Here is a 25,953-nt window from a genome sequence, read left to right as displayed (position 1 = left end):
GAGAGCAGGCACGTCTTTTTGTCTTTGCTATAGTTTATCGATTGGAGGAGATATCACTATTAAGAACTTATTCAACCAACAAAACAATACCTTATCCTGACAAAATAACTGTATAACATTTCCAAACAACAACACAAATCGCACCTTAAAATAAAGATTCGCCACCTCTCTCTATTTTCCGGGAAATAATTTAAAAACAATTGGATAAACCCTTCAGCAATTGTCGTTTTCTGCATCCTCCCTCACCAACACATCCCGTGGTTTCAGAAAAAGCGAAAGAGGATAAATATCCTTAAAGGCGGTGATTAGAATGAAAACGGATGTATTTATATCAGGGGGAGGCATTGGAGGACTCACGCTTGCTCTTAAACTTGCCAAATGCGGTATAGATGTAACAGTGATTGAGCGTCTTCCAGGACCGACCCCTGTATATAAAGGAGAATTGCTGCAGCCTAAAAGCCTGGAGATATTTGATGAATTGGGGCTTTTAGAAACTATCCAAAAAAACGGCCATGTCATAGAAGAATTGAATCTCATTGAAATAGATAAGAATTCAGGCACAACGGATGAATCCAATATGAAATACAGTGTGGTGCCCGGCCAATATTCATATTCGCTGATGATTCACCATGAAAAATTAAAAGAAATCATCAGAGCTGCCGCATTGCAATTTTCTTCATTTCATTATAGATCCAACAGCAGTTGTAAAGGATTCTCTGATGGAAATGCAGTAGTGGAGAATCGTAAAGAGAAGAAAGAAGAGCATTATGAAAGCACCTTTTTTATCGGAGCAGAAGGCAGGGTCTCCGTTACAAGAAAGGAAATGGGCATCGAGAAAGAAGAAAATGAATACAATCACCACTTTCTTACGGTTACATTTCCACGCCCGCCTTCGTTTACTAAAGGAAAAATCATTTCTACCTTTGACAGATTTTTAGGTTTGTTTCCCTTGCCGAATAATGAGGTTCGGTCTGTATATCTGATCCCTGCAGGAGAGTATAAAGAACTCAGGAAAAAGCCGATAGAGTACTTTCACGAATTGTACACTGAACTTTGTCCGGAATTGGAAGGCTATGTCAACCAAATAAAGGACTGGAAAACGATTCAGCTGATGGTACCCGTAGCATATCATACTGAACGGTATGTGAAAGGAAACATGGCGTTAATAGGAGATGCTGTTCATACCGTCCATCCGATGGCAGGCGAAGGAATGAATATGGCTATACAGGATGGAGATGTATTAGGGGAGCTTCTATGTGATATGTTTTCACAGAATAAATTGAGCCATGAAAACCTGAAGTGGTTTCCTCACGTACGAAAAGGCAGAGTCAAGAACCAGATGAAACTCAGTCACCTTTCAGCTCTCGCTTATTCATATCCATACAGGGCTGTAAGCAAATTGAGGAAAAGAAGCCTGATGCGGATAGAACAAGATCCTGTCCTCCATTTTAAGCAAATGCTCAACATCTCAGGCCTTGGGATGTGGCAGGACACGGTGAAAGACCGCCTTATCCAAGGCGGCTTGCTGCCAAAACGAAATTCACCACTGACCGAACAGGAGAGAACAGCGAAAGTATTTTCAGAAAGAGAAGACTATCCGTGGAAGTGGAAGGAGCTACTAGTATGATCAGAGAATATATAAGAGTTTGGCGGGCAAGGGGCTGGATGAAGAAAAACATGCCTTTTTTGCGGAGCTGGCATGCCTATGTGGGTTATGAACTCGATCTTTTCCAATCTTTTAAAAAACCTGCATCCATAAAAGAGGTAGCTGCTGAGAGGGATCTTGAGGCCGACCTCCTGAAACAATGGGTGGAAGTAGGGCTTATCCTTAAGCATTTTAAAAGAGTTTCATCAGAAAAAGTGAAAACAATTAAAAGGTGGAAGCTGCCTAAATCAAAATCGAATCGCTTCTCGTCAGGAATTATATTGAAAGAAATGATGGAGCTCCACATTCCATCTCTGCTTGCCTACCCTGAGCTCCTAAGGAATCAAAGCAAACAGCACTTTGATTCCAGTGTCCATGGCCCGACAGTCGCCAAAACCTCTTCTCTTCTGGAACAGCTTGCTTATCCTAAGGTAGAGAAGGTCATGAAAAAGTATAAAGTGGATGCAGTACTGGATGTCGGGTGCGGAGAAGCAGGCTACTTGGAAAAGCTGGCCAGGAAATTCCCTGACAAGAAAATGGTCGGGGTCGAGGTGAATGGGGAGGTGGCTGCGAATGCAGAGGAAGCAGTTGCGGAACATGGCAATATCGAAATAATTAATAAAGATATTAACGAGTATAACCCTAAGGATACATTCAAGATGGTGATGGCCAATAACTTGCTGCATTATATAGAACCAAAGGAAAGAGACAGTTTTTTTCAAAATGCCGCAAAATGGATCAAAAAGAATGGAACCTTATCCATCATTACTCCGATTCAGAGGCCAAAGCACGGCAAGGAATTTTCCAGCGCTTTTAACAGCTTCTTTATGACATTTGATAATTTGTACCCCGTACCTACAGAAAAAGACTTAAAAGCTTTCGCTAAAAGAGCTGGATTGAAGACAATGTCGATCGATCCGATAGTGAAAGAGGGCGGCTGGTATATTGCCGTTTTCAAAAAGTGATTCCAGTATTTTACTTTAGGGATTAGGTTTTTTGAAAGTGACAGAGGGAATATATGAACTTGTAAAAAGAATGCTAATCAAAGGAGAGGTTACAATGGCTAAAATCGCATGCTTAGTGACAGATATGTTCGAAGATGTAGAGTATACCAAACCTGCTGGTGCATTTAAGGATGAAGGACATACAGTTGTGACGATTGAAAGAGAATCTGGTAAAACGGTTGAAGGAAAGCAGGGAGAGGCTAAGGTTACCATCGATGAAGGGATCAATAATGTGAACCCGGGTGACTTTGATGCTTTATTCCTTCCGGGAGGGTTTTCTCCTGACCAGCTTCGTGCGGATGAACGATTTGTACAGTTTGCCGAAAGCTGCATGAAAAGTGATAAACCTGTACTTGCCATCTGCCATGGCCCGCAGCTTCTGCTCACGGCCAAGACTCTGGAAGGCAGGACAGCTACCGGTTTTAAATCAATCAAAGTGGATATGGAATATGCAGGAGCAGACTACAAAGATGAAGAAGTGGTTGTTTGTAAAGACCAGCTTGTAACAAGCCGCAATCCTGATGATATTCCTGCATTTGTCCGTGAATCGCTGAAGCTCTTAAATAAAGTATCATAATATATGGACAACAAAAAAGAGACCGACTCCCGGTCTCTTTTTTAGGCCTATTAAAACAGCAGGCTTATTATTAAGATTGCTTTCGTAAATTGCCAAGTTCCTCGACAATCGCCTGCATTTCACTCGGGCTGAAGTTGTTCTTCCGCTCGACCATTTCATAGATATCTCTTAATTCTTCGTACATTTCTCCGTCAAAGTGGGAAGGCTTTATTGCTCCAACATTTACAACCCTTAATTTTGTTTTGATTTTTTCAATCATAAATTCTACGTTTTCTGATGACTTTTGTGAAAGATCCATAAGTTATCTCCTTTTATACTTTAATTATTATTAATATCTTTTCATTATTATCACAGGTTGTCAATCTGAACTCCCATGCTACCGGGATTACAGCCTGTTCAAATGTTTGATATTTTATCAGGATGGATAAATAATACTATTGTTCAAATACTTAAAGGTTGGAAGGATAACCTTTATCTGCTAAAGTTTATTGATTGGAGCGGAGATCACTCTTCAGAACTTGTTCAAAAGCTAAAATATTTGCTAAAACACCTTAAAAAAGCACCTGAAAAAAAGGAAAACAAGCGTGTGAACAAGAAGTAGAAGAAGATAAACAATGGTGTATGTACAAGAATTACTGGTCTTCACATTTCATGATTATAAGAAGTTAATCAAGTGCAAGATAACAACATTAATGTAACGGAGGATGACTATGGGAACGAAAAGGTTTGTTAAAGGCTTGGTATATGGTGCTTTGGCAGGGGGATTCATTACACTGCTTAATAAAGAAACGCGCGAAGATGTGATGGACAGCACGAAGAAAGGCGGAGAATTTATTGGCCGTTACGCCCGCAATCCCCAGCTTCTCGTAGAATCCAGCAAAGAGGTGTATGAGAAAGTCAGAGAAACGGCTCAGCAAATTGGAGAAGATATGGAATTCATTAACCAGAAAGTAGAAGAAATTAAAGAGATTTCCCCTCATGTGAAAGAACTAATAGAAGACACGAAGGAGACCATCCATTCTTCTTCTGAATCGTATAAAGAAGTTTTTTCTGAGGAAGAAGGTTCTCCTGCACAAGAAAAAGTAGAGTAATCCAGCAGGACAAGAGGTGAAAGGATGACTAAGAGAAGTAAGGAAGGCGGCATTAAGGGGTTCTTTAAAAAGTTATTCCAAAAAATAACGGATGGTGATGTTACGGGACTGGCAGCACAGCTGGCATATTTCTTTCTTCTGTCACTGTTTCCGCTGCTGATTTTCATGGTAACTTTACTGCCTTATCTGCCTTTTTCACAGCAAGACATTTTGAATGTGATAAGAGATTTTGCACCCGGTGAAACAATGGAAATGATCCAATCGACCATAAATGAAGTCATGTCTAATAGAAACACCGGGTTGTTATCATTCAGTATTATCGCGACAATCTGGTCTGCTTCCAATGGAATGAACGCTATTGTCAAATCACTCAATGATGCTTACGAAGTGGAAGAGACCCGTTCCTTTATCGTGACAAGATTGATGTCGATCGTCCTGACGGTCGCAATGATTTTTGTATTTATCATCGCGTTGCTGCTGCCTGTTTTCGGCAGGCAAATCGGGTTGTTCTTGTTCTCGCAATTTGGCTTTTCGGAGCAATTTCTGACAATCTGGTCTGGCATCAGATGGGCAATATCGCCGATCATTTTATTTATTGTCTTTGTCGGACTATATTTTATCGCCCCAAGTAAAAAGCTGAAATGTTTAAGCGCTGTCCCTGGTGCTGTATTTGCCACACTTGGATGGGTGGGCGCATCGTTGGCTTTTTCTTATTATGTTGGGAACTTCGGCAACTATTCAGCGACTTATGGAAGTATCGGTGGTATCATTGTCCTTATGATCTGGTTTTATCTGACGGGCATAATCATTATGTTCGGAGGCCATATCAATGCAATCATGAACGTGAAAAATTCTTCAGAATGCTGATGTAAGATATTAAGGAAGGTGGCTGGGACCTAACCAGCCTAAAATCATGAGAGTTTACCGGTTATTACCGGTAAACTCTTTTTTAATTTGGAACAGACTATATTTGAAGAGGCTTTTAATACAAAGCCTTTGAATAATTGCAGGGAGGAAACGGTCATGACGAAACACACAAAAAAAGATGGCGGCACAAAGCAAAACAGCAAGCAAAAACCAAAACATAAAACATCCGGTTCTGCTAACGGGCAAAACGGATATCATTAGAAACAACAAAGGGGATTCCAGTGGAATCCCCTTTGTTAGCTCTGTTATGACCGCAAAAGACGCAGCCCATTAAGAATCACTAAGATTGTACTCCCCTCGTGGCCGATTACACCGAGAGGAAGATCCAGTATCTGCAGAAAGTTTGAGGCAATCAAGATAAAAATGACAGACAATGAAAAGATGATATTCTGCTTTACAATCCTTTGCATTTTTTTTGATAACTGGACGGCATCTGCAATTCGTTTTAAATCATTTTTCATCAGAACTATATCGGCTGTTTCAAGTGCTACATCAGTTCCTTCTCCCATCGCTACTCCAACGTTGGCCGTTGCCAGGGCAGGAGCATCGTTAATCCCATCTCCCACCATCGCCACGGTTCCGTATCGGGTGATCAACTTCTTCAACTCTTCCACTTTCGTTTCAGGGAGACATTTGGCGGTGTAATCATCTATTTGAGCTTCCTGAGCAATGGCTTTAGCTGTATTTTCACTGTCGCCGGTCAGCATGACAGTAAGGATTCCTTCGTTTTTCAATAATTTCAAAGCCTGTTTTGCCTCTTCCCGGATGATATCCTTAAGTGCAATGAGTGCTGCAATTCCATCATTATTCGCTACAAACACGATCGTTTTTCCTTCTGACGCCAGCGATTCTGAACTTCCGCCAGCAAAGCTCTTGGCGTCTGCCTCTCCGACAAATTCGGCTTTACCGATCTTCCATACCTGCTGATCAATCACCGCTTTGACTCCCCAGCCTGATACATCTTCCAGTGAATGGGGTTCAGTTAATTGAAGTTCAGGATAGGCTTTTTTGGTATGAGTGACAATCGCCTGTGCAAGCGGATGGGTCGATTGATTTTCAATAGCTGCGGTTACAGCCATGATTTCTTCTTTAGAAAATCCTTCAGCTACAATGACATCCGTTACTTGAGGTTTTCCTTTTGTCAGTGTTCCTGTTTTATCAAAAGCAATCGCTTGAAGATTACTAAGGTTTTCTAAATGCATCCCGCCTTTGAAAAGAATTCCGTTTCTGGCACCATTTGATATTGCAGATAGTGTAGCGGGCATAATCGATGCTACAAGTGCACAGGGAGATGCGACAACAAGCAGAACCATTGCTCTGTAAAATGTTTCAGTCCAGCTCCATCCGAAAAGGAAATGTGGGACAAACATCATTAGGAGCACTACTAGCAGGACTGCTTTTACATATGTTCCTTCAAATTTTTCAATGAACAGCTGTGACGGCGATTTCTCACTTTGCGCGGAATGGACGAGGTCGATAATTTTTTGGAACAAGGTTTCACTGCTTGGCTTGGTGATTTCAACAGTGATGGCACCATTCAGGTTAACTGTCCCTGCAAAAACCTCATTTTCTAAAGTCTTGCTAACAGGGATGGATTCTCCTGAAATTGCTGCTTCATCTATTGTGGTGGATCCTTTTATGATACGTCCATCAGATGGAACCCTCTCACCTGGTTTGATCAGGATATGATCTTTTACAGCCAGTTGGGAAATATGGACCCTTTCTTCAACTCCATTTGTTACCCGAAGCGCTTCTTCAGGTTGAAGATCCATAAGAGAAGAGATTTCCCTCTGGCTCTTATTTAGAGTATAGGTTTCAAGTGCACCGCTGACGGCAAATATGAATATCAGGATGGCACCTTCTGTCCAATAACCAATGATAGCAGAACCGATTGCAGCAAATACCATCAGCATCTCAACATTAAGCTCCTTATTTTCAATGGTTTCTTCGATTCCCTCTTTTGCTTTGGCAAATCCCCCGATCACAAACGCAAGCAGGTAGAAAGTGATGGAGAGTGAAGAGGATTCATTTGCCAGAAGCCAGCCAAGCAAGATGAAGACCCCGCTTATAAGTGCTGCTATCAGTTCAGCATGCGGTTTGATCTTTTCCAAAACAGGTATTTCCGTTTTCTCTGTATTATCGTGGGCAGCCATTGACTTTGCGTGTGAGCTCATATGGATTTCTCCTTTTCCCTTTTTTTAAGGGCTCTTTTCTAAAAGATTGTTGTTTTTGAAGCTAATTTACCGCTGTTTTATTGATGTAGGGTGATTGGAGCGGAAGGTGTGCGACCTCCTGCGGGACTAGCGTGACAGGTGAGACCCCGCAGGCGAAGCCGAGGAGGCTCACCGCACGCCCCGCGGAGTCGTGCACCTGGAGCGGAAATCCATTATTTTTATTCAACACAATCTTTGCGAGAAGAGCGTTTTTAATTGATAACAATAATCAGCTTCATTTCCCCTATAAAACGACGAAAGCTGTCATCTTTGAAAGATGACAGCTGTAATGCCTAATTTTTACACAGAACTTGCCTATTTGTTTGTTAAATTCATACTACCATACAGTCTATGCTTTGGAAAGATTAAAGTGCAGTTATTCAGTTGGTGCCGGCTGCATTTCCGGCTTTTCTTTCCCATAGATCATGATGGCAAAAAAGATGATCAGGAGGGTAAAACTAATGATCATAAAAAAGCTGATATTTTCAAAGAAATCGATAAAGATTCCGCCGGTGTAGGGGCCGATGAGGCTTCCGATGCTGAAGGAAACGCCGCAAAGCAGATTTCCTGTCGGCAGATATTTATTGGGCATCAAGTCGGCCATGTAGCTGATTCCCAGTGAAAATGTTGAGCCTACAACCATACCGGCGATGAACAAGACAGCCGTAAGGGCAGGGATATACGATTCAAGGAAACTGGCAGCTGTAAAGCTTATAAAACCAAGCAGCAGAATGCTCAAAAGAATTTTTCTCCTGCCGTACTTGTCACTTAAGATACCGAGCGGAAGCTGAAAGACAATGCCGCCGATCGCAAAAGAAGTCAGCAACAATGAAACACTTGTGACATCTATGCCGTTTCTCAATCCATATACAGGGAAGCTGCCATTCAATGAAGCTTCAAGGAACCCATATCCCAATGGCGGCAGGAATGCTACCCACCCATATTTCAAAGCCTGCTTAAACCTCGACATGGTGCCGCGGAAAGAGCTGACTTCCATCGACTGCTCAGGATATTCATTTTTCAAGATGAAAAGAAATACCCATGCAGACAAACAAAGAAGGGAAGAAATGATAAAAGGCAAAGCCTCATTAATTTTCACCAATGGCGTCATTAAAGGTCCAACAGCAAAGCCGACTCCAAAAAACAAACCGTACAGAGAAATATTCCGTCCTCTTTTGTTCTCAGGCGAGAAGGACGTAATCCAGGTTTGTGTTCCAAAATGCAAGGCGTGGTCTCCAATGCCGATCAGCAGCCTTAAGAAGAACCAGAACCAGAAGGATTTCCATAAAGGAAAGAATACAAGGGAAAGAATTACGAGAAGTCCCCCGCCTATAATGATCGGCTTGTACCCAAATTTCCTCAGCGGATCTTCCATAAATGGCGAAATCAGCAGTATTCCTATGTAAAGTCCGGCTGCATTTAAACCATTATGGGAAGAAGACAGTCCGTCGCCTTCAAATATGACAGCAATCAAAGGAAGCAGCATTCCTTGAGAAAAACCGGAAATCGCGACAATGCTTATTAATATCCAAAAACGGAATTTCATTTGTTTATCCATATATCTATCTCCAAACGTTCCTTATTTCCTCTTCGATGGTATCGTCATTTCACAATATTGGCAAGATAAAACATTATGGAGTACACTTTTTCTAAATCTGAATTATGAGGAGTGAATGAAATGGAATTTAAAATGAAAGAGGGCGGATTCTACACCGACCTCCCATTTGGAAAATTAGAGGTATCTGGAAACGAGGAGTTTGGGTTCCGTCCCTATCAACTCATGGTTTCTTCGCTGGCAGTTTGCAGCGGCGGTGTGCTTCGAAAAATCCTGGAGAAGCAGAGGATAGCCTTCGAAGACATATCGATCAGTGCTGATGTGATAAGAAACGAAGAGGAAGCGAATAAAATCGAAAGTGTCAAACTCCACTTTGTCATTAAAGGGGAGGGATTGAAGGAAGAAAAACTCCAAAAAGCAATGGACCTGACAAGGAAAAACTGTTCGATGGTTCAATCGGTGATTGGAAGTATCGAGGTAGAAGAAACGTTTGAGATTCAATAGAATAAGTAAATAAAAAAACGCGGGTGTTTACTAACGGGTTCAGTTTTGAAGTACAAACATCTAATTAACAAATGAAATTGTGGAGCTTTTTGTAGTTGAAATTCAATCATATCTGAGTAAAAAAATGGTCAGAGGCTGATGTGCACCTGACCGGTTTTTTTTATTGCCGGTTATTCAATTAACGCCCCAGATGGCTGAATAGTTGAGCATCAGATCCACCGTTCACCTTTTGCATTCTTAAAAAAATGAAATCAGGTTCTCTGCTAGTTGAGATTTATAAAGGGAAAAATTCCCCTTATTTAGCAAATTGTGCTGAAAACAGCTTAAATAGCGGGAGAAATTCCTCTTATTTGAATCAAAAATTGTAAAAATAGGTACCTTTGACTGAAATAGAGGGAAAAATTCCCCTTATTTTATCAAAAACTACTTCTAATCTGCATTTAACGGGAAAATTTCCCTTTATTTAAGCTAACAGCATTTTTAGCCAACTCGTGAGTTTCTTCAAGTAATCTGCTCCGTTAATGGAAGATTCTGTTCTTTTCATTTTATCATACATACTGACCTTTTTTTAAAAATATCTGTCACTTAAATGTATCGGAAACCGCACAACAAATTTAGAAGAACAGAAAGTTCTGTCACCTGCATTTTGGGTTACATTTTATAATACAAAAAGAGCATAATTATTGGCATAAACACCGCTAAATCAAGAAAAAACAAGTGACAAATTCGATGCGAATTGTCACTCATTTTGATGTGCATTTTTTAGTTGTGTACTCCAAAACCGAACCCGTTAGGTGTTTACCGCGTTTTTTGCATTGGTTGTTTATCAAAAGATTGCAGGGATGTAATAACAGCTTTCGAACTACAGACTTAATTCCTGAGGTTCTTTTCCTGTCTTTTCATAATAAAGGATTGTTTTTGGTGTCAGCTTCAGCAGCATGTATTCCGGGTCATCTGGTGCAGTGATCCAAGGCTTCAGGTAGTCATTCCAGAATTTCTCTTTAAGTTCCTGAGACTGTTCAATCTCAGCAGCAGCTTCAATTTCTACATAGTGTTCATGGCTGCTGTCCCTGTCATGGCCAAGCAATATATGCACGTGCGGGTTGGCAGCAATATCCTCTGCTTTATGGGCATGTTGGTTTGTAGCCGTGAAGAGGGTAAGTCCATCATTGTAAAACATCATAAAGCGGGAATAAGGTTTATTATCACGGATTGTGGCCAACGTTCCTATCTTATGATTGGAAAAAAGTTCGATTACTTTTTCTTTTAATGTATCGGACATGTTCATTCCTCCTTTAATTGTACGATATTAATCTGTGTTAATGCCGATACTTTTAATCAGACTTTTTGGGGGGAGCGGTATTGTGGCTCAAAAGGGGAATATAAAAACCAAGGAGAAAGCCGAGTGCTTTCTCCTTGGTTTTTATTAGGGAATTTAGGGAATGAAAAATTTGGTAGGCCGGATCAACCAGCCTTTCAATGATTCAATTATAGTACAAATATTGAATTTTGTAAATATTCAATTTAGTTGCAAACGGAAATTTTTAAAAATGGTTGGATAACTATGAAAACAAAGGAAAAACTAACAGCAGAAAGTATTAGCAAGAAAGGAGCAAAAAAGTATGAAACTACTACGCATCGTTCTTATGATGTTCCTCATTTCATCGCTTGCTCTTCCGGCTGTGTCGGCACAAAAACAGGAAGAGAAGGAGCAAGCACCTAAGCAGGAAAAAGTTCAAAAAAAGGACGAGGAAAAGCAGGCTGAAAAACCGGCTGAACCAAAAGTGAAGATGCCTTCATCCGTTTTGAATATCGCTAAGGAAAACACATATCCGAATCCAACTCAGGATCTTCCTTATCTCCAGCCCAGTGAGTTAACGAGTGAGTTGATAGAGACATCGAATGTCAAAATTGAAAATCCAAATTTAATTCGTATGTTCAACGAATCGACGATGAATAAATCACCTTTTGCACTGGGTTTGAGAGCAACCATTTATCTGGGAGAATGGCCGCTGAACTATGAATCGACGGAAACAGCTCCGAATTGGGAATACCAGAAAATCAACACCAACTATTACGATAACAGAGGCGGCAACCAGAACTACCAGATTCATTACGTCCAGGAAGCCCAAAAAACTATTAAAGGCGGCCTGACAGCAAAGGTCCCTCATTCAGATGACGTACAAAAAATGATGCTTTTAAAAGCAATGGAAAACTCTGAACTCCCGCTTTCCTTCCAAACGATCGTTGGTGCAGGGACGAAGAAAGATCATGTCTACAACATCGCTCCTAAGCGCCTTGGCTACCTATATGGTTATGCACCTGCAGTTAATGAAAAAGGAAAAGTAACCTATGGGGAAGTTTATCTGGTCATGAAAGGATCAAAACGTTCAATTGTGGTCAAAAACGTTACCTCCCAGGGCATCGGTGCATGGATACCTGTACAGGATCATGTATCATTCGGTTTCGTCGCGACAGACAAACCCCGGTAGAACCATAAAAGCTGACCCGTTGCAGGGTCAGCTTTTTTCAGCGGCAGGCTAATGGTTAGTACAAGTATTTATCTGGACATTTACTTAATCTGTGAGGTAAATGGAACGGAGAAACAATCCTTGGGAGCCAAACACCTGCTGTAATGGAAATCGAGCTTTTTCAAAAAACTGTTTAAAAATTGTATCTATTCTTTTGTACTCCTATTATAGATTTAAAAATTGTCGATTGGAGCGGAAGGCGTGCGACCTCCTGCGGGACTAGCGTGACAGGTGAGACCCCGCAGGCAAAGCCGAGGAGGCTCACCGCACGCCCCGCGGAGTCGTACGCCTGGAGCGGAAATCACACTCGAAATTCCGTATGAAAAAGGGTTTCTAGAGTTGAGGGAAGAACCTGTTAAATGGGCCGAAGCTTGTCAATCTATCCGGAATTCGGTACGATTAGAAAGGAAATTTATTTAAAGGAGCGAACACATTGGGTAAAGCTGCAAGCAACAGAGATGATCAAGTATTATACCTGAAACAAAGACTGAACATGTTCCTGGAGGTATTGGATTCAATCGACCCTGAACATACGGATTTGGAAGATATCGACCGATTAATCGGAATGATCGACGATCTTGAAATGAAAGTCGACCAATTCAAAAAATAAAGAGCAAAGAGCCTGTTGAGGGCTCTTTTTTTATGGTTAAATGAAGAGAGATTCAATATTACATTGTGAATGTGAGGATAATGCCATGGACATTTCCCCTATAAAAGAAACTCATGCTGAAGAAGCTAAGCAGATTGTGCTGGAAGGGTTTAAAGAACGTTTCGGACATATTATTGAAGGATTGAACCCCGATCTTGATGATATTAGCTCTTATTATCAGGGGGATAAGTACTTTTACATAGGCGTGCAGCATGGAGAACCTATCGCAACCGGTGCGCTAATATTCGAAACACCGGATGAGTGCAGGATTGTAAGGATGTCTGTCCGTACACCTTACCGCAATAAGGGCTTAGGAGGAAAGATGCTGTCTTTTCTGGAGGGAGAAGCTTTTTTGAAAAAGGCAGGGAGCATCATTCTCGAAACAAATAAAGAATGGGACGATGCAATTGCTTTATATGAGAAAAATGGGTATAGTGCGTACTTTGCCGAAAACGAAAGAATCCATTTTCGTAAAAAATTGAATGTTTGACCTGTAATCGTTTACAATCAAGTCTTTTTTTCTCCTAATTATAGGAGTATAATGAATTGTGGAAAATTCAAACTTTTAATCATTGAACTATCTATAGAGAGAGATAATTTCGGGAGAAGGGGATTTGTATATGAACATGGAAAAATTGCAAGAAAGCATGTATCAGTTGATTGTTGAAACTTCAACCAACCTGCCTAAAGATGTAAGAAGGGCGATCAAGTCCGCGAAAGCAAGAGAGAGTGCCGGCACTCGGTCAGCGATGAGCCTTGCAACAATTTCCAATAATATCAAAATGGCGGATGATAACGTGTCGCCGATCTGCCAGGATACAGGACTGCCGACATTCAAAATCAAAACACCGGCCGGCGTTAACCAGCTTGGGATTAAAGATGCCATTTATGCAGCAATGGTACAGGCAACAAAGGATGGAAAGCTCCGTCCAAATTCCGTCGATTCACTGACAGGAGCCAACAGCGGGGACAACCTTGGCCTTGGTACTCCGGTTATCAAGTTCGAACAGTGGGACAAAGATTATATTGATGCCCGTTTAATTCTTAAAGGCGGCGGCTGTGAGAATAAAAACATCCAATACAGCCTGCCGTGCGAGCTTGAAGGATTGGGACGAGCAGGACGTGACCTGGACGGCATCCGCAAGTGTATCATGCACTCGGTATACCAGGCTCAAGGACAAGGGTGCTCTGCAGGATTCATCGGAGTCGGCATCGGCGGAGACCGTTCATCGGGATACGATCTGGCTAAAGAGCAGCTTTTCCGGACCGTAGATGACGTTAACGGCAATGAAGATCTTCGCAAGCTTGAAGAATATGTCATGGCAAATGCCAATGAACTTGGCATTGGAACAATGGGCTTCGGCGGAGAAACAACATTGCTTGGCTGTAAAGTCGGAGTGATGAACCGCATCCCGGCAAGTTTCTTCGTATCTGTGGCTTATAACTGCTGGGCTTTCCGCAGATTGGGCTTCAAACTCGACACCGAAACTGGCGCTGTACAGGAATGGCTGTACCAGGAAGGCGACCTTGTCGACCTTTCAGAGAGCGATGCACAGAAAGAAACGGCAGCTGCATCTGAAGGAGAAGCAGATATCATTACACTGCAAGCACCGATTACCGAAGAAAAAATCCGCAGTTTGAATGTTGGGGACGTTGTCCGCATCGATGGCAGAATGTATACAGGTCGTGATGCAATCCATAAGCATCTGTCCGACAATGAATCGCCTGTAGACCTGGACGGGCAGGTCATTTACCACTGCGGTCCTGTCATGATGAAGGACGAAGAAGGACAGTGGCATGTAAAAGCCGCCGGCCCGACTACTTCTATTCGTGAAGAGCCTTATCAAGGTGATATCATGAAGAAATTCGGTATCCGCGCCGTTATTGGAAAAGGTGGAATGGGACCTAAAACCTTAGAAGCTCTTGGTGAACATGGCGGGGTCTACCTAAACGCCATTGGTGGAGCTGCGCAATACTATGCTGACTGTATCAAGTCAGTAGAAGGTGTCGACTTTATGGAATTCGGTATTCCTGAAGCGATGTGGCATCTGGAGGTCGAGGGATTCACCGCAGTTGTGACAATGGATTCACATGGCAACAGCCTTCATAAAGATATCGATAAATCATCACTGGAAAAGCTTTCTCAATTCAAAGAGAAGGTATTCAGCTAATAATATCATTAGGACCGCTGCCTTTGTTGGCAGCGGTTTTTTCGTCAATCCCCAATCCATGTTTCAATGTGCTTTTTTCCATCAATTAGAAGGCATGATACTCGCTCTCTTTGTAAAAATAAAACTAGCACCTAAAAGAGAGAAGGTAGAACGTATGAGAAAATTATCTGTCTTAATCGCTGTTCTTTTAACTCTAAGTATCATTGGCGGAAACAGTGCGTCGGCTATATCGAATAAAAGCATAGGCTGGGGCTTTAAAAAGGGTGGTGATGGCAAGCAGGCAGAAGCCGGAAAAGCATATGATGATCTGCTTGAAAAGTACGGGGCTTTTTATAAAGACTCTCCCGAAGAGAAAATTCTATACCTTACGTTTGATAACGGATATGAAAATGGATATACAGAGAGGATCCTTGATGTATTGAAGGAAGAGAAGGTGCCGGCTGCATTCTTTGTTACCGGACACTACTTGAACAGTGCACCTGACTTGGTGGAGAGGATGGTGGATGAAGGCCATATTGTAGGGAATCATTCCTGGAGCCACCCCGATTTAACGTCGGTATCTGATGAGAAGCTTAAGAAAGAATTAGATTTAGTCAAGGAGAAAACAGCAGAGATCACAAAACAGAAAACGATGAGTTATCTACGGCCGCCGCGCGGGGTGTTCAGCGAGCGGACGATGAAACTTGCAAAGGATGCAGGCTATACCCATGTCTTGTGGTCGCTTGCTTTTGTCGACTGGCATACAGATGGCCAAAAGGGTTGGAAATACTCATATGATAACATTATGAAACAGGTACACCCTGGAGCTGTCATGCTTCTGCATACTGTGTCAAAGGATAATGCCGAAGCGCTGAAGAGAGTGATTCAGGATTTAAAGAAGCAGGGGTATACATTTAAAAGCCTGGACTATTATGAGATGAGTAAAGGTGGCGGGAATCCGCTGCTTACTCCGTGATTGTGTGATAAATGGGATGAAACAGATTTCTTGTTTCATCCTTTTTGTGAATATTGAGCGCTCTTAGATTTTTGGCTCATTCGAGTGAAACTCTGTTTCACTCGCCTTTCAGCTGTGCTGAAAGGTTGCCTGTGAAAGGGGAAACGGCAGGAGCAAATTTATTTGCTCTTCCGTTTCCCCTTTCACAGGCAACATGAGCCAAAAATCAACTAGGATACCTTTCTACAAAGGCAATCTCTTATCCCTCCGCTTGGGAAGTGCTATAATACGAATAAACGCTGAAAAAGTGAGGGTGCCATGAGAGAAGAGAAATTAATCGTATCACCTCCTTATAATTTTGATTTGGTTTTGGACAGGCTGTCTTTGGATCCATTGAATAATGTTGATATAGGAGATCGAAGTGTGAAGGTGCCTTACTATGGTGAGAAGGATGAGGTTCTTGTCGTAAAGGCAGCCGGAACTACGGATGAGCCTTCTTTTTTAATAAAGCTGGAAAGCAATGATGAAGATAACAGCAGAATGAATTTTTTGAAGAAGATTTTTCAATGGGAAGGCACACTGCAGGATATTCACCAGCACTTTTTAGGGACGGACTTGAAGCCGATATTCATTGAACATTCGGGGACACCGGTAGTATTGGAATTCAGTCCTTATGCCACATTGATGAAAAGCATTATCCACCAGCAGCTCAATCTGTCCTTCGCCCATACGTTAACAGAAAGGTTTGTCCATACATATGGGAGGTTGAAGGAAGGGGTATGGTTCTATCCCCGGCCAAGTGAGATTGCCGCTCTGGATGTTTCTGAGCTGCGTGACCTCCAGTTCAGCCAGCGAAAAGCAGAATATGTAATCGGCGTTTCGAAGGAAATAGCAGAGGGACGTTTGAGCCTGAAGGAATTAGAAAAGAAAACCGATGAAGAAATACTCAAGGAATTGGTGAAGTTAAGGGGAATCGGTCCGTGGACAGCTGAGAATTATTTAATGTTCGCTCTTGGCAGGCAGAATCTGTTTCCGAAAACTGATATTGGCATTCAGAATGCTTTGAAAAAGCTCTATGGGATGGATAGAAAACCGACTCTTGCTGAAATTGAGAAAATGAGCACAGCATGGGAGCCTTATTTAAGTTATGCCTCATTATATTTATGGAGAAGTATTGAAAATAGGAAGTGAAATAGTGAAGAATGATAAAACAGTAAAAATCAAAGAAAAACAGCAGTTTCCCCTGACAATCAAGAGACTGGGCATCAATGGAGAAGGTGTCGGCTATTTTAAAAGACAAGTTGTGTTCGTACCGGGGGCTTTGCCGGGTGAAGAGGTTGTCGTGGAAGCAGTTAAAGTTCACCACAAGTTTGCAGAAGGCCGGGTGAAAAAAGTCAGAAAGAGATCAGAACATAGAACAAAGCCGCCTTGTCCCGTGTATGAACAGTGCGGGGGCTGCCAACTTCAGCACTTAAGCTATGAACAGCAGCTGGTCGAAAAACGGGATATCCTCCTTCAATCCCTGGAGCGGCACACAAAGTTTGACCTCGAAAAGCTTGAAGTGAAACCGATGATCGGGATGGTCGAACCGTGGTATTACAGAAATAAAAGCCAGTTCCAGCTGGGATTCAGGGACGGCAAAATAATCTCTGGCCTATACAGCTTAAATTCCCATAAGCTCGTCGATATTCCTGAATGCATTGTCCAGCATCCATCAACCAATAAAGTGACCAATGAAGTAAAGCAGATATTGAACGATTTCAAGGTGCCGATTTACAATGAACGGACAAAAAAAGGCATCGTGAAGACAGTGGTAACTCGCGTTGGTGTAACGACAGGCGAAGTTCAAGTTGTGCTTGTAACCGTCGGAAAAGATCTGCCCGGAAAAGAAAAGATTCTCTCCGAAATCAACAAGCGTCTACCCGAAGTCAAATCAGTAGCTCAAAATATTAACCCAAAATCAACTTCATTGATATTTGGCAGAGAAACCATCCACCTTTATGGTACAGAATCAATTGTCGAACGGTTGGATAAGTTTTCTTATGAGTTATCGGCAAGGGCCTTTTTCCAATTGAATCCTTCACAGACAATCAAGCTTTATAATGAGGTCCGCGATGCAGCAGCGATGACCGGTGAGGAAAAACTCGTCGATGCTTACTGCGGTGTTGGAACAATCGGGATGTGGCTCGCAAGCGGAGCAAAAGAAATCCGCGGTATGGATGTTGTTGAAGAAGGCATTGTAAACGCCAGAAAGAACAGCGAGAAGTTCGGAATGGATCAAGCGGTATATGAAGTCGGAACTGCAGAAGAATGGCTGCCAAAGTGGAAGGCAGAAGGCTGGAAACCTGACGTGGTAGTAGTAGATCCACCCCGTACTGGTTGTGAACCGAGCTTTTTGAACACCATCCTTAAAGTGAAGCCGAAAACATTTGTTTATGTATCCTGTAACCCTTCGACCCTTGCCAAAGATCTAAAGATGCTTAGCAAGACGTATGAAGTAGAATATATCCAGCCTGTTGACATGTTCCCGCAAACGGCTCATGTTGAAAGTGTCGCAAAGCTGGTGTTAAAAAAATAATATTAAAAGCTGTCCCGAAAATAATGGGGCAGCTTCTTATTGTTAGGATAACTGTTTGACACGTTTTGATATTGATATGGGGGAGAATTCTCCTTAAAATAGTGTGTTTCTAATGTAATCACGCTATTAGAAGCTGAACTTGGTTTTATAATAGTGCGTTTCTCAAGTAATCAAAGTATTATAAGCGGACCTCCGTTTTATAATAGCATGTTTCTAGTGTTAGGCCCCAATAATAAACGGAATTCAATTTTATAAATGTTAACACAATAACACAGCAGTGGTACTCCCCACTGTGTGGTTAGTCTTAAAGTTATAAACATAGTTATACACACTTCAGTTATTAATATTATCAATATTCAGAAAGTTATCAACAATATCCACACCCTGCTGTGGATTATTATCAACAGGTAATTCACAGACTTTTGTATGTGTTTGTGGAAAAAGATGGTCCCTTTATGGGACCATCTTATCAATAACTATCTTTTGTTTCGGTTGACTACCTGCTGACGCTGGTTAGCTGCATTTGATCGTGCTTGTGCCTCCATATCAGCCTGGTCGGCAAGCTCGCGTGAGAATTCCTCGTCGATACCCTCAGTTTTCATGTTTTTAGGAACCTGAGGAAGTTTATTTTTGTTTTTATCACGTGTTTTATGTCCATGTGCTCTGCCCATTACAACCGTCCCCTTTCATAATTAGAAAGATAAAGGAGCGAAAACGCAAAATGTTTTCGCTCCTTTAGTATTAGCAATGGACCTCTTTTTAAAAGAGGTATATTTTGATACAAACTTCAGGGTATAGTGACGGGAATTAGTGTTTTTTCTGAGTATAGCCGCCAGCTCTGTCTGCTCGTTTGAACTCACGGGAATATGTGACTTCCTGCATTGAAGACAGTACTGATTTCGTTTTATCTCTTTTCTTTTTATCCGCCATAATAGCTTCATCCTTTCTCAAATGAGTATATGCCTATTTTTTCCTATCATTTGAGGATTCATACTTCAGTTTTTATAAATTGCTTGAAGGGCTGCCTTCAATTCAGGGTATTCAAATGGATAATTATGCTCAAGAAGTTTTTCTGGAATGACCTTCTGCCCTTTCAGGATTAACGTGCTCATTTCGCCCAATGCCGCTTTGATGGCAAATGCAGGTGCTGGTATCCAGTGAGGGCGATTCAATACATCTCCAAGTGTTCTCCCCATTACTTTCATCGTGACAGGGGAAGGTGAAGTGACATTAACAGGTCCTTCAATTTCTTTGGTTTCAATCACAAATCGAATTGCTTTTGCGACATCTGAGATATGCACCCAGGACATCCATTGCTCCCCGGAACCAACTGTACCTCCGGCAAACAATTTGTAGGGAAGAGCCATCTTTGGAAGGGCGCCTTCATTTTTACCCAAAATGATCCCAAAACGTGTAAACGCCGTCCTTACACCTGAGTCGGCCGCTTTGCCTGCTTCAGACTCCCATTTTTTTACTGTTTCAGCGAGGAAATCAGAGCTGGTATCGAGGGAATTCTCAGTATGTGTTTTAGTTTCTGATGATTCGTAAATGCCAATGGCACTAGCGTTAATAAAGACAGAGGGTTTGTTTTCCAAGGCCTGGAGGATTCTGATCATCTCCCGGGTGGCATCTATACGGCTGTTCAATATCCGTTTTTTTCGTTCCTCTGTCCATCGCCCGCTGTTGATGGATTCTCCTGCAAGATTGATGAATATGTCACAGTCATGGAGTTCATTTTCCGGCTGCGCTCCTTCCGACAGCCATTTAACATAGCTCACGTTCTGTCTGTTGTCTTGATGTTTACCCGGATTCCTTGTAAGTATCGATACTTCATGACCGTTTGCGAGCAATTCGTCTGTCAGGGCATTTCCAACAAACCCCGTACCGCCTGATATCACAGCTTTCATGTTGTACCTCCTTTTAGTTGTGCTTTGTACTTATTTTACCTCTCTCACTGATAAAAAACATTTTGGATGTGTTACATTAATAATGAGGTGTTCAATATGGGAGTCATCACAAAAATAACGAAACAAGTTAAAAATGATGAGCGGTATAATATTTTTATTGATGGAGACTATTCATTTAGTGTAGATGAAGAGATACTTGCCAGGTTTCAACTCGGCAAAGGGAAAGAAATTGATGAAATAGCCATCGCGGAAATTGGTTATGAAGACGATGTACGTAAAGCCTTTAATCTCGCAATCCACTATCTGTCTTTCCGCATGAGAACGGAAAAGGAAGTTACGGATTATCTTAAGAAAAAAGAACTTGGAGACGCGGTTGCCGGCGAGGCAATCCATAAATTAAAGAAATACAAATATTTGAACGATAAGGAATTTGCAGAGGCCTACGTAAATACACAAATCAATACTTCTGATAAAGGACCTGCTGCAGTGGAAAGAGAGCTTGTTGCAAAGGGTGTGGATAGGAATTTCATTGAGGAAGCCCTGGCTTCATTCCACAAGGATATCCAGTTGGAGAAAGCGATCGTGTTGACGAATAAGTTATTTAAGAAATACAAAAAAGATTCACTTACAACAGCCAAACAAAAAATAGAGCAAAACCTTGTGCGCAAGGGTTACTACTTCTCAATCATTAACCTTGCCTGGGAAGAAACAGACAATCACAAATCTGAAGATGAAAAATTGGAAGCGGTCATGGTGCATGCAAAGAAAGCTCACAATCGTCTCAAATCAAAATTCACTGGCTACGACTATGTAATGAAAATGAAGCAGAACTTATACCGGAAAGGTTTTGCGATGGAAGAGATTGACCTTGCGATTGAGAAGTTAAAAGAAGAATAAGGAGGCAGCATATTGCTGTCTCCTTATTCTTCTTACTTTTTGGATTCAATGATGATGTCGGTTGATGACTTGCTTTCTTCGTAGATGATTTCTGCGACTTTCTGAGGTGACCGGAGTTTGCTCGGGTCCTCGACATGGTCGGTTTCCTCCCAAAAAGGTGTATTCATTCCACCCATGTAGGCATTAATAATTCTGATGCCTGTATCTTCGAACTCCTTTTGCAGGCTTTCTGCAAAGCCTCTGAGTGCAAATTTACTTGCTGCATAATAAGACTCATTTTTTTTGCCGCGCAATCCTGCAGTAGAAATAATGTTAATGATGATTCCATCATCTTTTTTAGACATGTAAGGAAGTAGTGATTTAGTAAGATAAACCGTTCCTGAGAAATTGACGGCCAGCATCTGGTCCATTTTTTTATAAGAGGTATCAAGGAACGGCCCGAAATGGCCGACGCCTGCGTTATTAATCAACAGCTGTACATCATGTTGTTCAAGTATCTCCTTGCTTGCTTCTTCCACGTGTTCAGAAGAGGTGATATCGACTGTGATGAAGGAAGCGGTGCCCCCATCAATCACAATCTCATCTTTGACAGCTTTCAATTTGTCTTCTGTTCTGCCGAGCAGCAGGACATGGTACCCTTCATTGCTGTAAATCTTGGCAAGTTCCCTTCCGAGTCCGGAGCCTCCTCCGGAGATGACTGCAGTTTTCATATGTACTTCAACTCTTTTCTGTTAATATTCGACAATGCATGCTATACCGTAATTTTTTCCTTCGACAATAATTTTAAACCAAACTTTATTTATCATGCTAATTTCCCTATAATGAAGGGGAATGGAGTGAACATTGTGGATAAAGAAACAAGATATAGTGAAATGAATGAATACGAATTAAGGCAGGAAATTTCACAGCTGAAAGAGAAGGCGAGAAAAGCCGAGCAGCTGGGGATTGTAAATGAGTTTGCTGTTTTAGAACGGAAAGCTTTAATGGCACAGGCCTATCTGCTGAACCCTGATGATTATAAACCAGGGGAAATCTATGGAATTGAAGGAGATCCGGGTGTGTTTTTCAAGATTGACTATATGAACGGTGTCTTCGCCTGGGGTTATCGCCTTGGCGGGACAGGGAAAGAGGAAGCGCTGCCAATTTCATTACTGAACAGGAAAAAATAAAATGGAAACAAGGGGCCAACGGCCAGCCTTGTTTCCGTTCTTATATTACGATCTTTTTCGGGTCTGTCTTTCCAGAATGATCAAGTCCTGAGTTTGAGTGGTATGTCCATTAGCTTGTGAGTGCGCGTGTTTTGCATTGTAGAATGCCTGGTTAAATGGACTCTGATACGTTCTGTCAAATTTATTGGTATTGTTCTTTTTGCCCATACCCAATACAATCGCCTCCTTAAAAATGGATCTTACTCGAAAACTTAAACAGAATCGCTTTCACGCTGGTTGGATGCAGCCATGCGTTCCTGAGGGTGAGTATTGATTGTCCCGTCTGCCCTTTTGGAAGCATATTCCGGCTTTGCCCGCGGTTCACCTTCGAACTTATTGTTATTCTGGTTAGGGAAGCCTCTTTCTTTATTGCGCATCGTATTCCTCCCAACAATAATGATGGTCACCTCGCAACCAGCAAATCCTCTATGGGTTATGCTGATTGCGTATTATTAGTATGGGACTTAAATGGATCAGTTATCATTAAAAATATTGGGAATGGAGGAGATTTAAATGGACATGTATCACGAGGATTTAGCCAAGATATTGCTGGAAAAAAACGAGGAGTTATCATATGCAAGAGCACGCACATGGGTCGAATTATTATGGGAAGATTTTGAAACTACCTATGCAAAAGCACGCGGAGAGTATCTGGGCAAAGAAATGACAAGCCGGCTCGTTAAACAATGGATTGACAGTTATGGCGGCAGGCTGCATGAGTTTGCATCAAGGAATCCGAAATACAGTCACATGCTTGATGATGAAAATGATGTAAGCCATTAAGAAAGGTGCCCGAAAGTGCGGCACCTTTTTGATTAGATAAGAAAGTAAAAAAATAGATGGTATGGAAATTAGGTGGCGGTTCTGAATCCAGCTCCAGCGCCTAGCCCTTCGGGTCATAAGCCAATCCGTCAAGAAGATTAAAGAGCAACCTTCCCGCCGGCTCGTCTTATGCCTGTCGGAGCTGCCCAAGGCGGTTGCGCTTTTTATTAGTCTGGAATGATCTCAAGTTTTTTCCTCAGCTTCTCTTCGCTGTAAATCCATCCTGTGTATGAACTTTCAATTTCGTAATCATCGTTGAGCTTAACCACTGCTACAAATGGATAATGTCCGTTGCTTCGATACCTCAGGTCGATAAACCTAACCTCATAGCCGTCATCTTCGAAATCTTCAACCTCCCACCTATATACAGGTGAAAAGGAAAGAAATGCGGAAAGGTTTTTATCTTTCTTGGCGGCATTGATGACCGGACTATCCGGAACCGTTATCCGTTTATATTTTTCAAAGAATGTAATGGAGCTTCCATATGCTCTGGCAACGTAATAGTATTCTTTCGTGATGATCGCCAGTCTCCACTGGTAAAAGTGCATGGTAGAAGAGACGATGATCTTCTCGGCATCAGGAAGTTTTTTCCGGACAGCGGATTTCACTGCATTCTGGACAAAAAACCTCAACACATAGTAGACAATTATTACAAAGTACATAATCAGGAAAGTGGGTCCGGGATCGAAGCCGAACCCCCAGAATACCAATCCAATAACATGGATCCCAAAGATGATTGGGTCAAATGTATTAATGACGCCCAATGCGACCCATTTCGACGAAAACGGCCTCAATGCCTGTGTCCCATAGGCGTTGAATATGTCGACAAAAACATGAAGGAAAACGGCGAGAAATGTCCAAATCCATAAATGAAGCAGATTGGCTTCCGGGTAGAATGGATAGAGTACGGCCAATATTGCCAGCGGCCACAGCAGGACAGCCGGGATTGAATGTGTAATTCCACGGTGATTGCGGATGTATACTGCGTTATTTCTTAACTTCAATACTGTATCTATATCGGGTATTTGCGAGCCGATGATGGCACCGATCAGAACACTTTGTGAGGTTGCAGCGCTTTCTGCTACAACAGGATCCAATGTCGCCAGGCCGCCTATGGCAAACCCCATTACTACATGTGTACCTGTATCCAACGTTAATCCTCCTCTAAAGTAGGGTTCATCGTTAATTAATTCCAATAAGAATAGTCTTGTTTTCATGAATGAAAATGATATGGTATAAAAGGAGATTATTTCAATGAAACATTCACTTCAAATGTATATTCAGTATGAAATCAAGGAATCATCGATCGAACATTATGAACAATTAATACAAAGCATCCTTCATACATTGCCCTATTACGATGCCTTTAATATTCAGTGGCAGTCAGTTCCTGAAAAGCCGAATCAATTTACGGAAGTGTTCACATTGCCGACTGAATCGCACTATCACGCTTTGAAAAAGTTGCGAAAGTCCCGCCAGCACCTTCTGTTCGGCATGCTGGATGGTTGTATTTCAGGCGGTCTTAAGCAAATGGACTGCTTTGCTTTGAAAAGTGTGCGTTAATATTATATATTCCCTCATTAAGTGAAGGTTTAACATCTTGGAGGTACAAAAGTGGAGAGTAATCCTTTAACACATATAGAAGAAATTGACACAGAAGCATTCAGAAAAGATTTGTTGAGCTGGTTCAGTGCAGAACAAAGGCAGCTTCCCTGGAGAGAAGACAGTGATCCTTATAAGGTCTGGGTCTCTGAAATCATGCTGCAGCAGACAAGAGTGGATACGGTCACCCCTTATTTCCTTAATTTTATCAGTAAATTTCCTACAGTTGAAGCATTGGCTTCTGCAGATGAAGAAGAAGTGCTTAAAGCGTGGGAAGGGCTGGGATATTATTCCCGAGCCAGGAATCTGCAAACTGCAGTCAGAGAAGTAAGGGACACTTACGGCGGGATTGTTCCATCAGAACCAAAGGAAATCTCAAAATTAAAAGGGGTTGGGCCCTATACTGCAGGAGCGATATTAAGTATTGCATACGGAAAGCCTGAACCAGCCGTGGACGGAAATGTAATGAGAGTCCTGTCTCGGATATTGTCCATCTGGGAAGATATTGCAAAGCCTTCTTCAAGGAAGGTGTTTGAAGAGGCAGTCCGAAAGTTGATCTCACATGAAAATCCATCCTGGTTTAACCAGGCATTGATGGAGCTTGGGGCGTTGATCTGTACCCCGACTTCTCCATCCTGTCTGTTATGTCCGGTCAGGGAACATTGCACTGCTTTTCACGAAGGGGTCCAGGACTCCCTTCCGGTCAAAACGAAGAAGAAGAGTGTGAAAAAGCTGCAGATGGCTGCAGTCGTATTGAAAACAGATGACGGGAAGTATCTGATCCATAAGAGGCCTTCAAAAGGCTTGCTGGCTAATCTTTGGGAATTCCCCAACTGTGAAGTCGACAATTTTGGATCTCAAAGAAAACAGCTTGAACAATATCTTGGTGAAGAATATAACGTGAAAGCCCAGATTGAAAATGGGCTGCTGACAAAAATTGAGCATGTATTTTCCCACTTGGTATGGAACATTGATGTGTACGTCGGTTCTATCACCGATTATGAAGAAGTGCCAGAGGGATTTAGAAAAGTAGATGAAGAAGCACTGATCCAGTTTGCCTTTCCGGTTTCACACCAGAAAATATGGAAAAGCTATTTAAAAAGCTGCCCTGGAGAATAATATCCAAGGCAGCTTCCTT

At 41.9% G+C, this 25,953-nt stretch carries 29 protein-coding genes; 18 read left to right on the top strand and 11 right to left on the bottom strand.

The annotated features are described in order from the left end of the window. Positions 1-310: 310 nt before the first annotated feature. From M1E09_RS17370 to M1E09_RS17360, 3 genes are all read left to right on the top strand, one after another. On the top strand, positions 311-1,627 hold the full coding sequence (locus tag M1E09_RS17370) for an FAD-dependent oxidoreductase (protein WP_456272073.1): 1,317 nt from the start codon (positions 311-313) through the stop codon (positions 1,625-1,627). Continuing rightward, positions 1,624-2,610, top strand: a complete 987-nt coding sequence (locus M1E09_RS17365; RefSeq protein ID WP_456272072.1) for a class I SAM-dependent methyltransferase — start codon at positions 1,624-1,626, stop codon at positions 2,608-2,610. Before M1E09_RS17370 ends, M1E09_RS17365 begins: the two co-directional genes overlap by 4 nt. A 94-nt stretch (positions 2,611-2,704) precedes the next feature. After that, the gene (locus tag M1E09_RS17360; RefSeq protein ID WP_456272071.1) at positions 2,705-3,226 is read left to right on the top strand and encodes a type 1 glutamine amidotransferase domain-containing protein; all 522 of its coding nucleotides are present in this window, start codon (positions 2,705-2,707) and stop codon (positions 3,224-3,226) included. A gap of 70 nt (positions 3,227-3,296) precedes the next feature. On the opposite strand, the gene M1E09_RS17355 is transcribed toward M1E09_RS17360, so the two are convergent. Next, positions 3,297-3,524, bottom strand: coding sequence for a DUF1128 domain-containing protein (locus M1E09_RS17355; RefSeq protein ID WP_456272070.1), 228 nt, complete (start codon positions 3,522-3,524; stop codon positions 3,297-3,299). Positions 3,525-3,936: 412 nt separating this feature from the next. On the opposite strand from M1E09_RS17355, the gene M1E09_RS17350 reads away from it, so the two are divergent. Then, positions 3,937-4,317, top strand: a complete 381-nt coding sequence (locus M1E09_RS17350; protein WP_456272069.1) for a YtxH domain-containing protein — start codon at positions 3,937-3,939, stop codon at positions 4,315-4,317. A 24-nt stretch (positions 4,318-4,341) separates the two neighbouring features. Continuing rightward, entirely contained in the window at positions 4,342-5,184 is an 843-nt protein-coding gene (locus tag M1E09_RS17345) for a YihY/virulence factor BrkB family protein (protein WP_456272068.1), read from the top strand. Between the two features lie 305 nt (positions 5,185-5,489). On the opposite strand, the gene M1E09_RS17340 is transcribed toward M1E09_RS17345, so the two are convergent. Continuing rightward, a complete protein-coding gene (locus tag M1E09_RS17340; protein ID WP_456272067.1) occupies positions 5,490-7,418 on the bottom strand; it encodes a heavy metal translocating P-type ATPase in 1,929 nt (642 codons plus the stop codon). Between the two features lie 415 nt (positions 7,419-7,833). Further along, on the bottom strand, positions 7,834-9,015 hold the full coding sequence (locus M1E09_RS17335; RefSeq protein WP_456272066.1) for an MFS transporter: 1,182 nt from the start codon (positions 9,013-9,015) through the stop codon (positions 7,834-7,836). Between the two features lie 120 nt (positions 9,016-9,135). Here M1E09_RS17335 and M1E09_RS17330 point away from each other — a divergent pair, with 120 nt between their 5' ends. Then, entirely contained in the window at positions 9,136-9,516 is a 381-nt protein-coding gene (locus tag M1E09_RS17330; RefSeq protein WP_456272065.1) for an OsmC family protein, read from the top strand. Positions 9,517-10,378: 862 nt separating this feature from the next. Here M1E09_RS17330 and M1E09_RS17325 read toward each other — a convergent pair. Further along, positions 10,379-10,798, bottom strand: coding sequence for a pyridoxamine 5'-phosphate oxidase family protein (locus M1E09_RS17325; protein ID WP_456272064.1), 420 nt, complete (start codon positions 10,796-10,798; stop codon positions 10,379-10,381). A gap of 340 nt (positions 10,799-11,138) precedes the next feature. On the opposite strand from M1E09_RS17325, the gene M1E09_RS17320 reads away from it, so the two are divergent. The 7 genes from M1E09_RS17320 (at position 11,139) to rlmD (ending at position 18,379) form a co-directional block, all read left to right on the top strand. Then, positions 11,139-12,008: a YfkD family protein gene (locus tag M1E09_RS17320; protein WP_456272063.1), complete on the top strand. Its 870-nt coding sequence runs from the start codon at positions 11,139-11,141 to the stop codon at positions 12,006-12,008. Between the two features lie 472 nt (positions 12,009-12,480). Then, a complete protein-coding gene (locus M1E09_RS17315) occupies positions 12,481-12,657 on the top strand; it encodes an SE1561 family protein (RefSeq protein WP_187442717.1) in 177 nt (58 codons plus the stop codon). An 85-nt stretch (positions 12,658-12,742) separates the two neighbouring features. Then, positions 12,743-13,186 (top strand): GNAT family N-acetyltransferase, encoded by a 444-nt coding sequence (locus M1E09_RS17310; protein WP_456272062.1) that lies wholly within the window; start codon positions 12,743-12,745, stop codon positions 13,184-13,186. Between the two features lie 130 nt (positions 13,187-13,316). Next, positions 13,317-14,867, top strand: coding sequence for a fumarate hydratase (locus M1E09_RS17305; RefSeq protein ID WP_456272061.1), 1,551 nt, complete (start codon positions 13,317-13,319; stop codon positions 14,865-14,867). Positions 14,868-15,021: 154 nt separating this feature from the next. Beyond that, positions 15,022-15,822 (top strand): delta-lactam-biosynthetic de-N-acetylase, encoded by an 801-nt coding sequence (gene pdaA / locus M1E09_RS17300; RefSeq protein WP_456272060.1) that lies wholly within the window; start codon positions 15,022-15,024, stop codon positions 15,820-15,822. Positions 15,823-16,119: 297 nt separating this feature from the next. Further along, positions 16,120-16,992: a DNA-3-methyladenine glycosylase family protein gene (locus tag M1E09_RS17295; protein ID WP_456272059.1), complete on the top strand. Its 873-nt coding sequence runs from the start codon at positions 16,120-16,122 to the stop codon at positions 16,990-16,992. Next, positions 16,949-18,379 carry a 23S rRNA (uracil(1939)-C(5))-methyltransferase RlmD gene (gene rlmD / locus M1E09_RS17290; protein ID WP_456272058.1) on the top strand — a complete coding sequence of 477 codons (1,431 nt, stop codon included), beginning with the start codon at positions 16,949-16,951 and terminating at the stop codon, positions 18,377-18,379. The genes M1E09_RS17295 and rlmD overlap by 44 nt, the downstream gene beginning before the upstream one ends. Before the next feature lie 476 nt (positions 18,380-18,855). Here rlmD and M1E09_RS17285 read toward each other — a convergent pair whose 3' ends face one another. The 3 genes from M1E09_RS17285 to M1E09_RS17275 form a co-directional block, all read right to left on the bottom strand. Then, entirely contained in the window at positions 18,856-19,050 is a 195-nt protein-coding gene (locus M1E09_RS17285) for a YfhD family protein (protein WP_456272057.1), read from the bottom strand. 136 nt (positions 19,051-19,186) lie between these two features. Continuing rightward, positions 19,187-19,309: a YfhE family protein gene (locus M1E09_RS17280; RefSeq protein ID WP_456272056.1), complete on the bottom strand. Its 123-nt coding sequence runs from the start codon at positions 19,307-19,309 to the stop codon at positions 19,187-19,189. A 65-nt stretch (positions 19,310-19,374) separates the two neighbouring features. Continuing rightward, a complete protein-coding gene (locus M1E09_RS17275; protein ID WP_456272055.1) occupies positions 19,375-20,286 on the bottom strand; it encodes a TIGR01777 family oxidoreductase in 912 nt (303 codons plus the stop codon). Between the two features lie 96 nt (positions 20,287-20,382). On the opposite strand from M1E09_RS17275, the gene recX reads away from it, so the two are divergent. Next, complete coding sequence (recX, locus tag M1E09_RS17270; protein ID WP_456272054.1) at positions 20,383-21,183, top strand: recombination regulator RecX; 801 nt, start codon at positions 20,383-20,385, stop codon at positions 21,181-21,183. Positions 21,184-21,215: 32 nt separating this feature from the next. On the opposite strand, the gene M1E09_RS17265 is transcribed toward recX, so the two are convergent. Beyond that, positions 21,216-21,893: an SDR family NAD(P)-dependent oxidoreductase gene (locus tag M1E09_RS17265; protein WP_456272053.1), complete on the bottom strand. Its 678-nt coding sequence runs from the start codon at positions 21,891-21,893 to the stop codon at positions 21,216-21,218. Positions 21,894-22,004: 111 nt separating this feature from the next. Between M1E09_RS17265 and M1E09_RS17260 the strand changes: the two genes are divergently transcribed. Further along, entirely contained in the window at positions 22,005-22,352 is a 348-nt protein-coding gene (locus M1E09_RS17260; protein WP_456272052.1) for a YfhH family protein, read from the top strand. A gap of 45 nt (positions 22,353-22,397) precedes the next feature. Here M1E09_RS17260 and M1E09_RS17255 read toward each other — a convergent pair whose 3' ends face one another. Beyond that, a complete protein-coding gene (locus tag M1E09_RS17255) occupies positions 22,398-22,559 on the bottom strand; it encodes a YpzG family protein (RefSeq protein WP_456275025.1) in 162 nt (53 codons plus the stop codon). 44 nt (positions 22,560-22,603) lie between these two features. Then, a complete protein-coding gene (locus M1E09_RS17250) occupies positions 22,604-22,768 on the bottom strand; it encodes a small, acid-soluble spore protein K (protein ID WP_044022547.1) in 165 nt (54 codons plus the stop codon). 136 nt (positions 22,769-22,904) lie between these two features. Between M1E09_RS17250 and M1E09_RS17245 the strand changes: the two genes are divergently transcribed. Beyond that, positions 22,905-23,174 carry a YfhJ family protein gene (locus M1E09_RS17245; RefSeq protein WP_456272051.1) on the top strand — a complete coding sequence of 90 codons (270 nt, stop codon included), beginning with the start codon at positions 22,905-22,907 and terminating at the stop codon, positions 23,172-23,174. A 206-nt stretch (positions 23,175-23,380) separates the two neighbouring features. Here the strand turns inward: M1E09_RS17245 and M1E09_RS17240 are convergent, their stop codons facing one another. Next, positions 23,381-24,364 carry a metal-dependent hydrolase gene (locus tag M1E09_RS17240; protein WP_456272050.1) on the bottom strand — a complete coding sequence of 328 codons (984 nt, stop codon included), beginning with the start codon at positions 24,362-24,364 and terminating at the stop codon, positions 23,381-23,383. Between the two features lie 103 nt (positions 24,365-24,467). On the opposite strand from M1E09_RS17240, the gene M1E09_RS17235 reads away from it, so the two are divergent. Together M1E09_RS17235 and mutY are read left to right on the top strand one after the other, a co-directional pair. Then, the gene (locus tag M1E09_RS17235) at positions 24,468-24,776 is read left to right on the top strand and encodes a hypothetical protein (RefSeq protein ID WP_456272049.1); all 309 of its coding nucleotides are present in this window, start codon (positions 24,468-24,470) and stop codon (positions 24,774-24,776) included. A gap of 51 nt (positions 24,777-24,827) precedes the next feature. Continuing rightward, entirely contained in the window at positions 24,828-25,934 is a 1,107-nt protein-coding gene (mutY, locus tag M1E09_RS17230; protein ID WP_456272048.1) for an A/G-specific adenine glycosylase, read from the top strand. Positions 25,935-25,953: the final 19 nt, after the last annotated feature.

The sequence above is a fragment of the Bacillus sp. AK031 genome (assembly GCF_053903065.1).
Note: the sequence above shows the minus strand (reverse complement) of the source record. Positions and strands in the feature narration are given on the sequence as shown.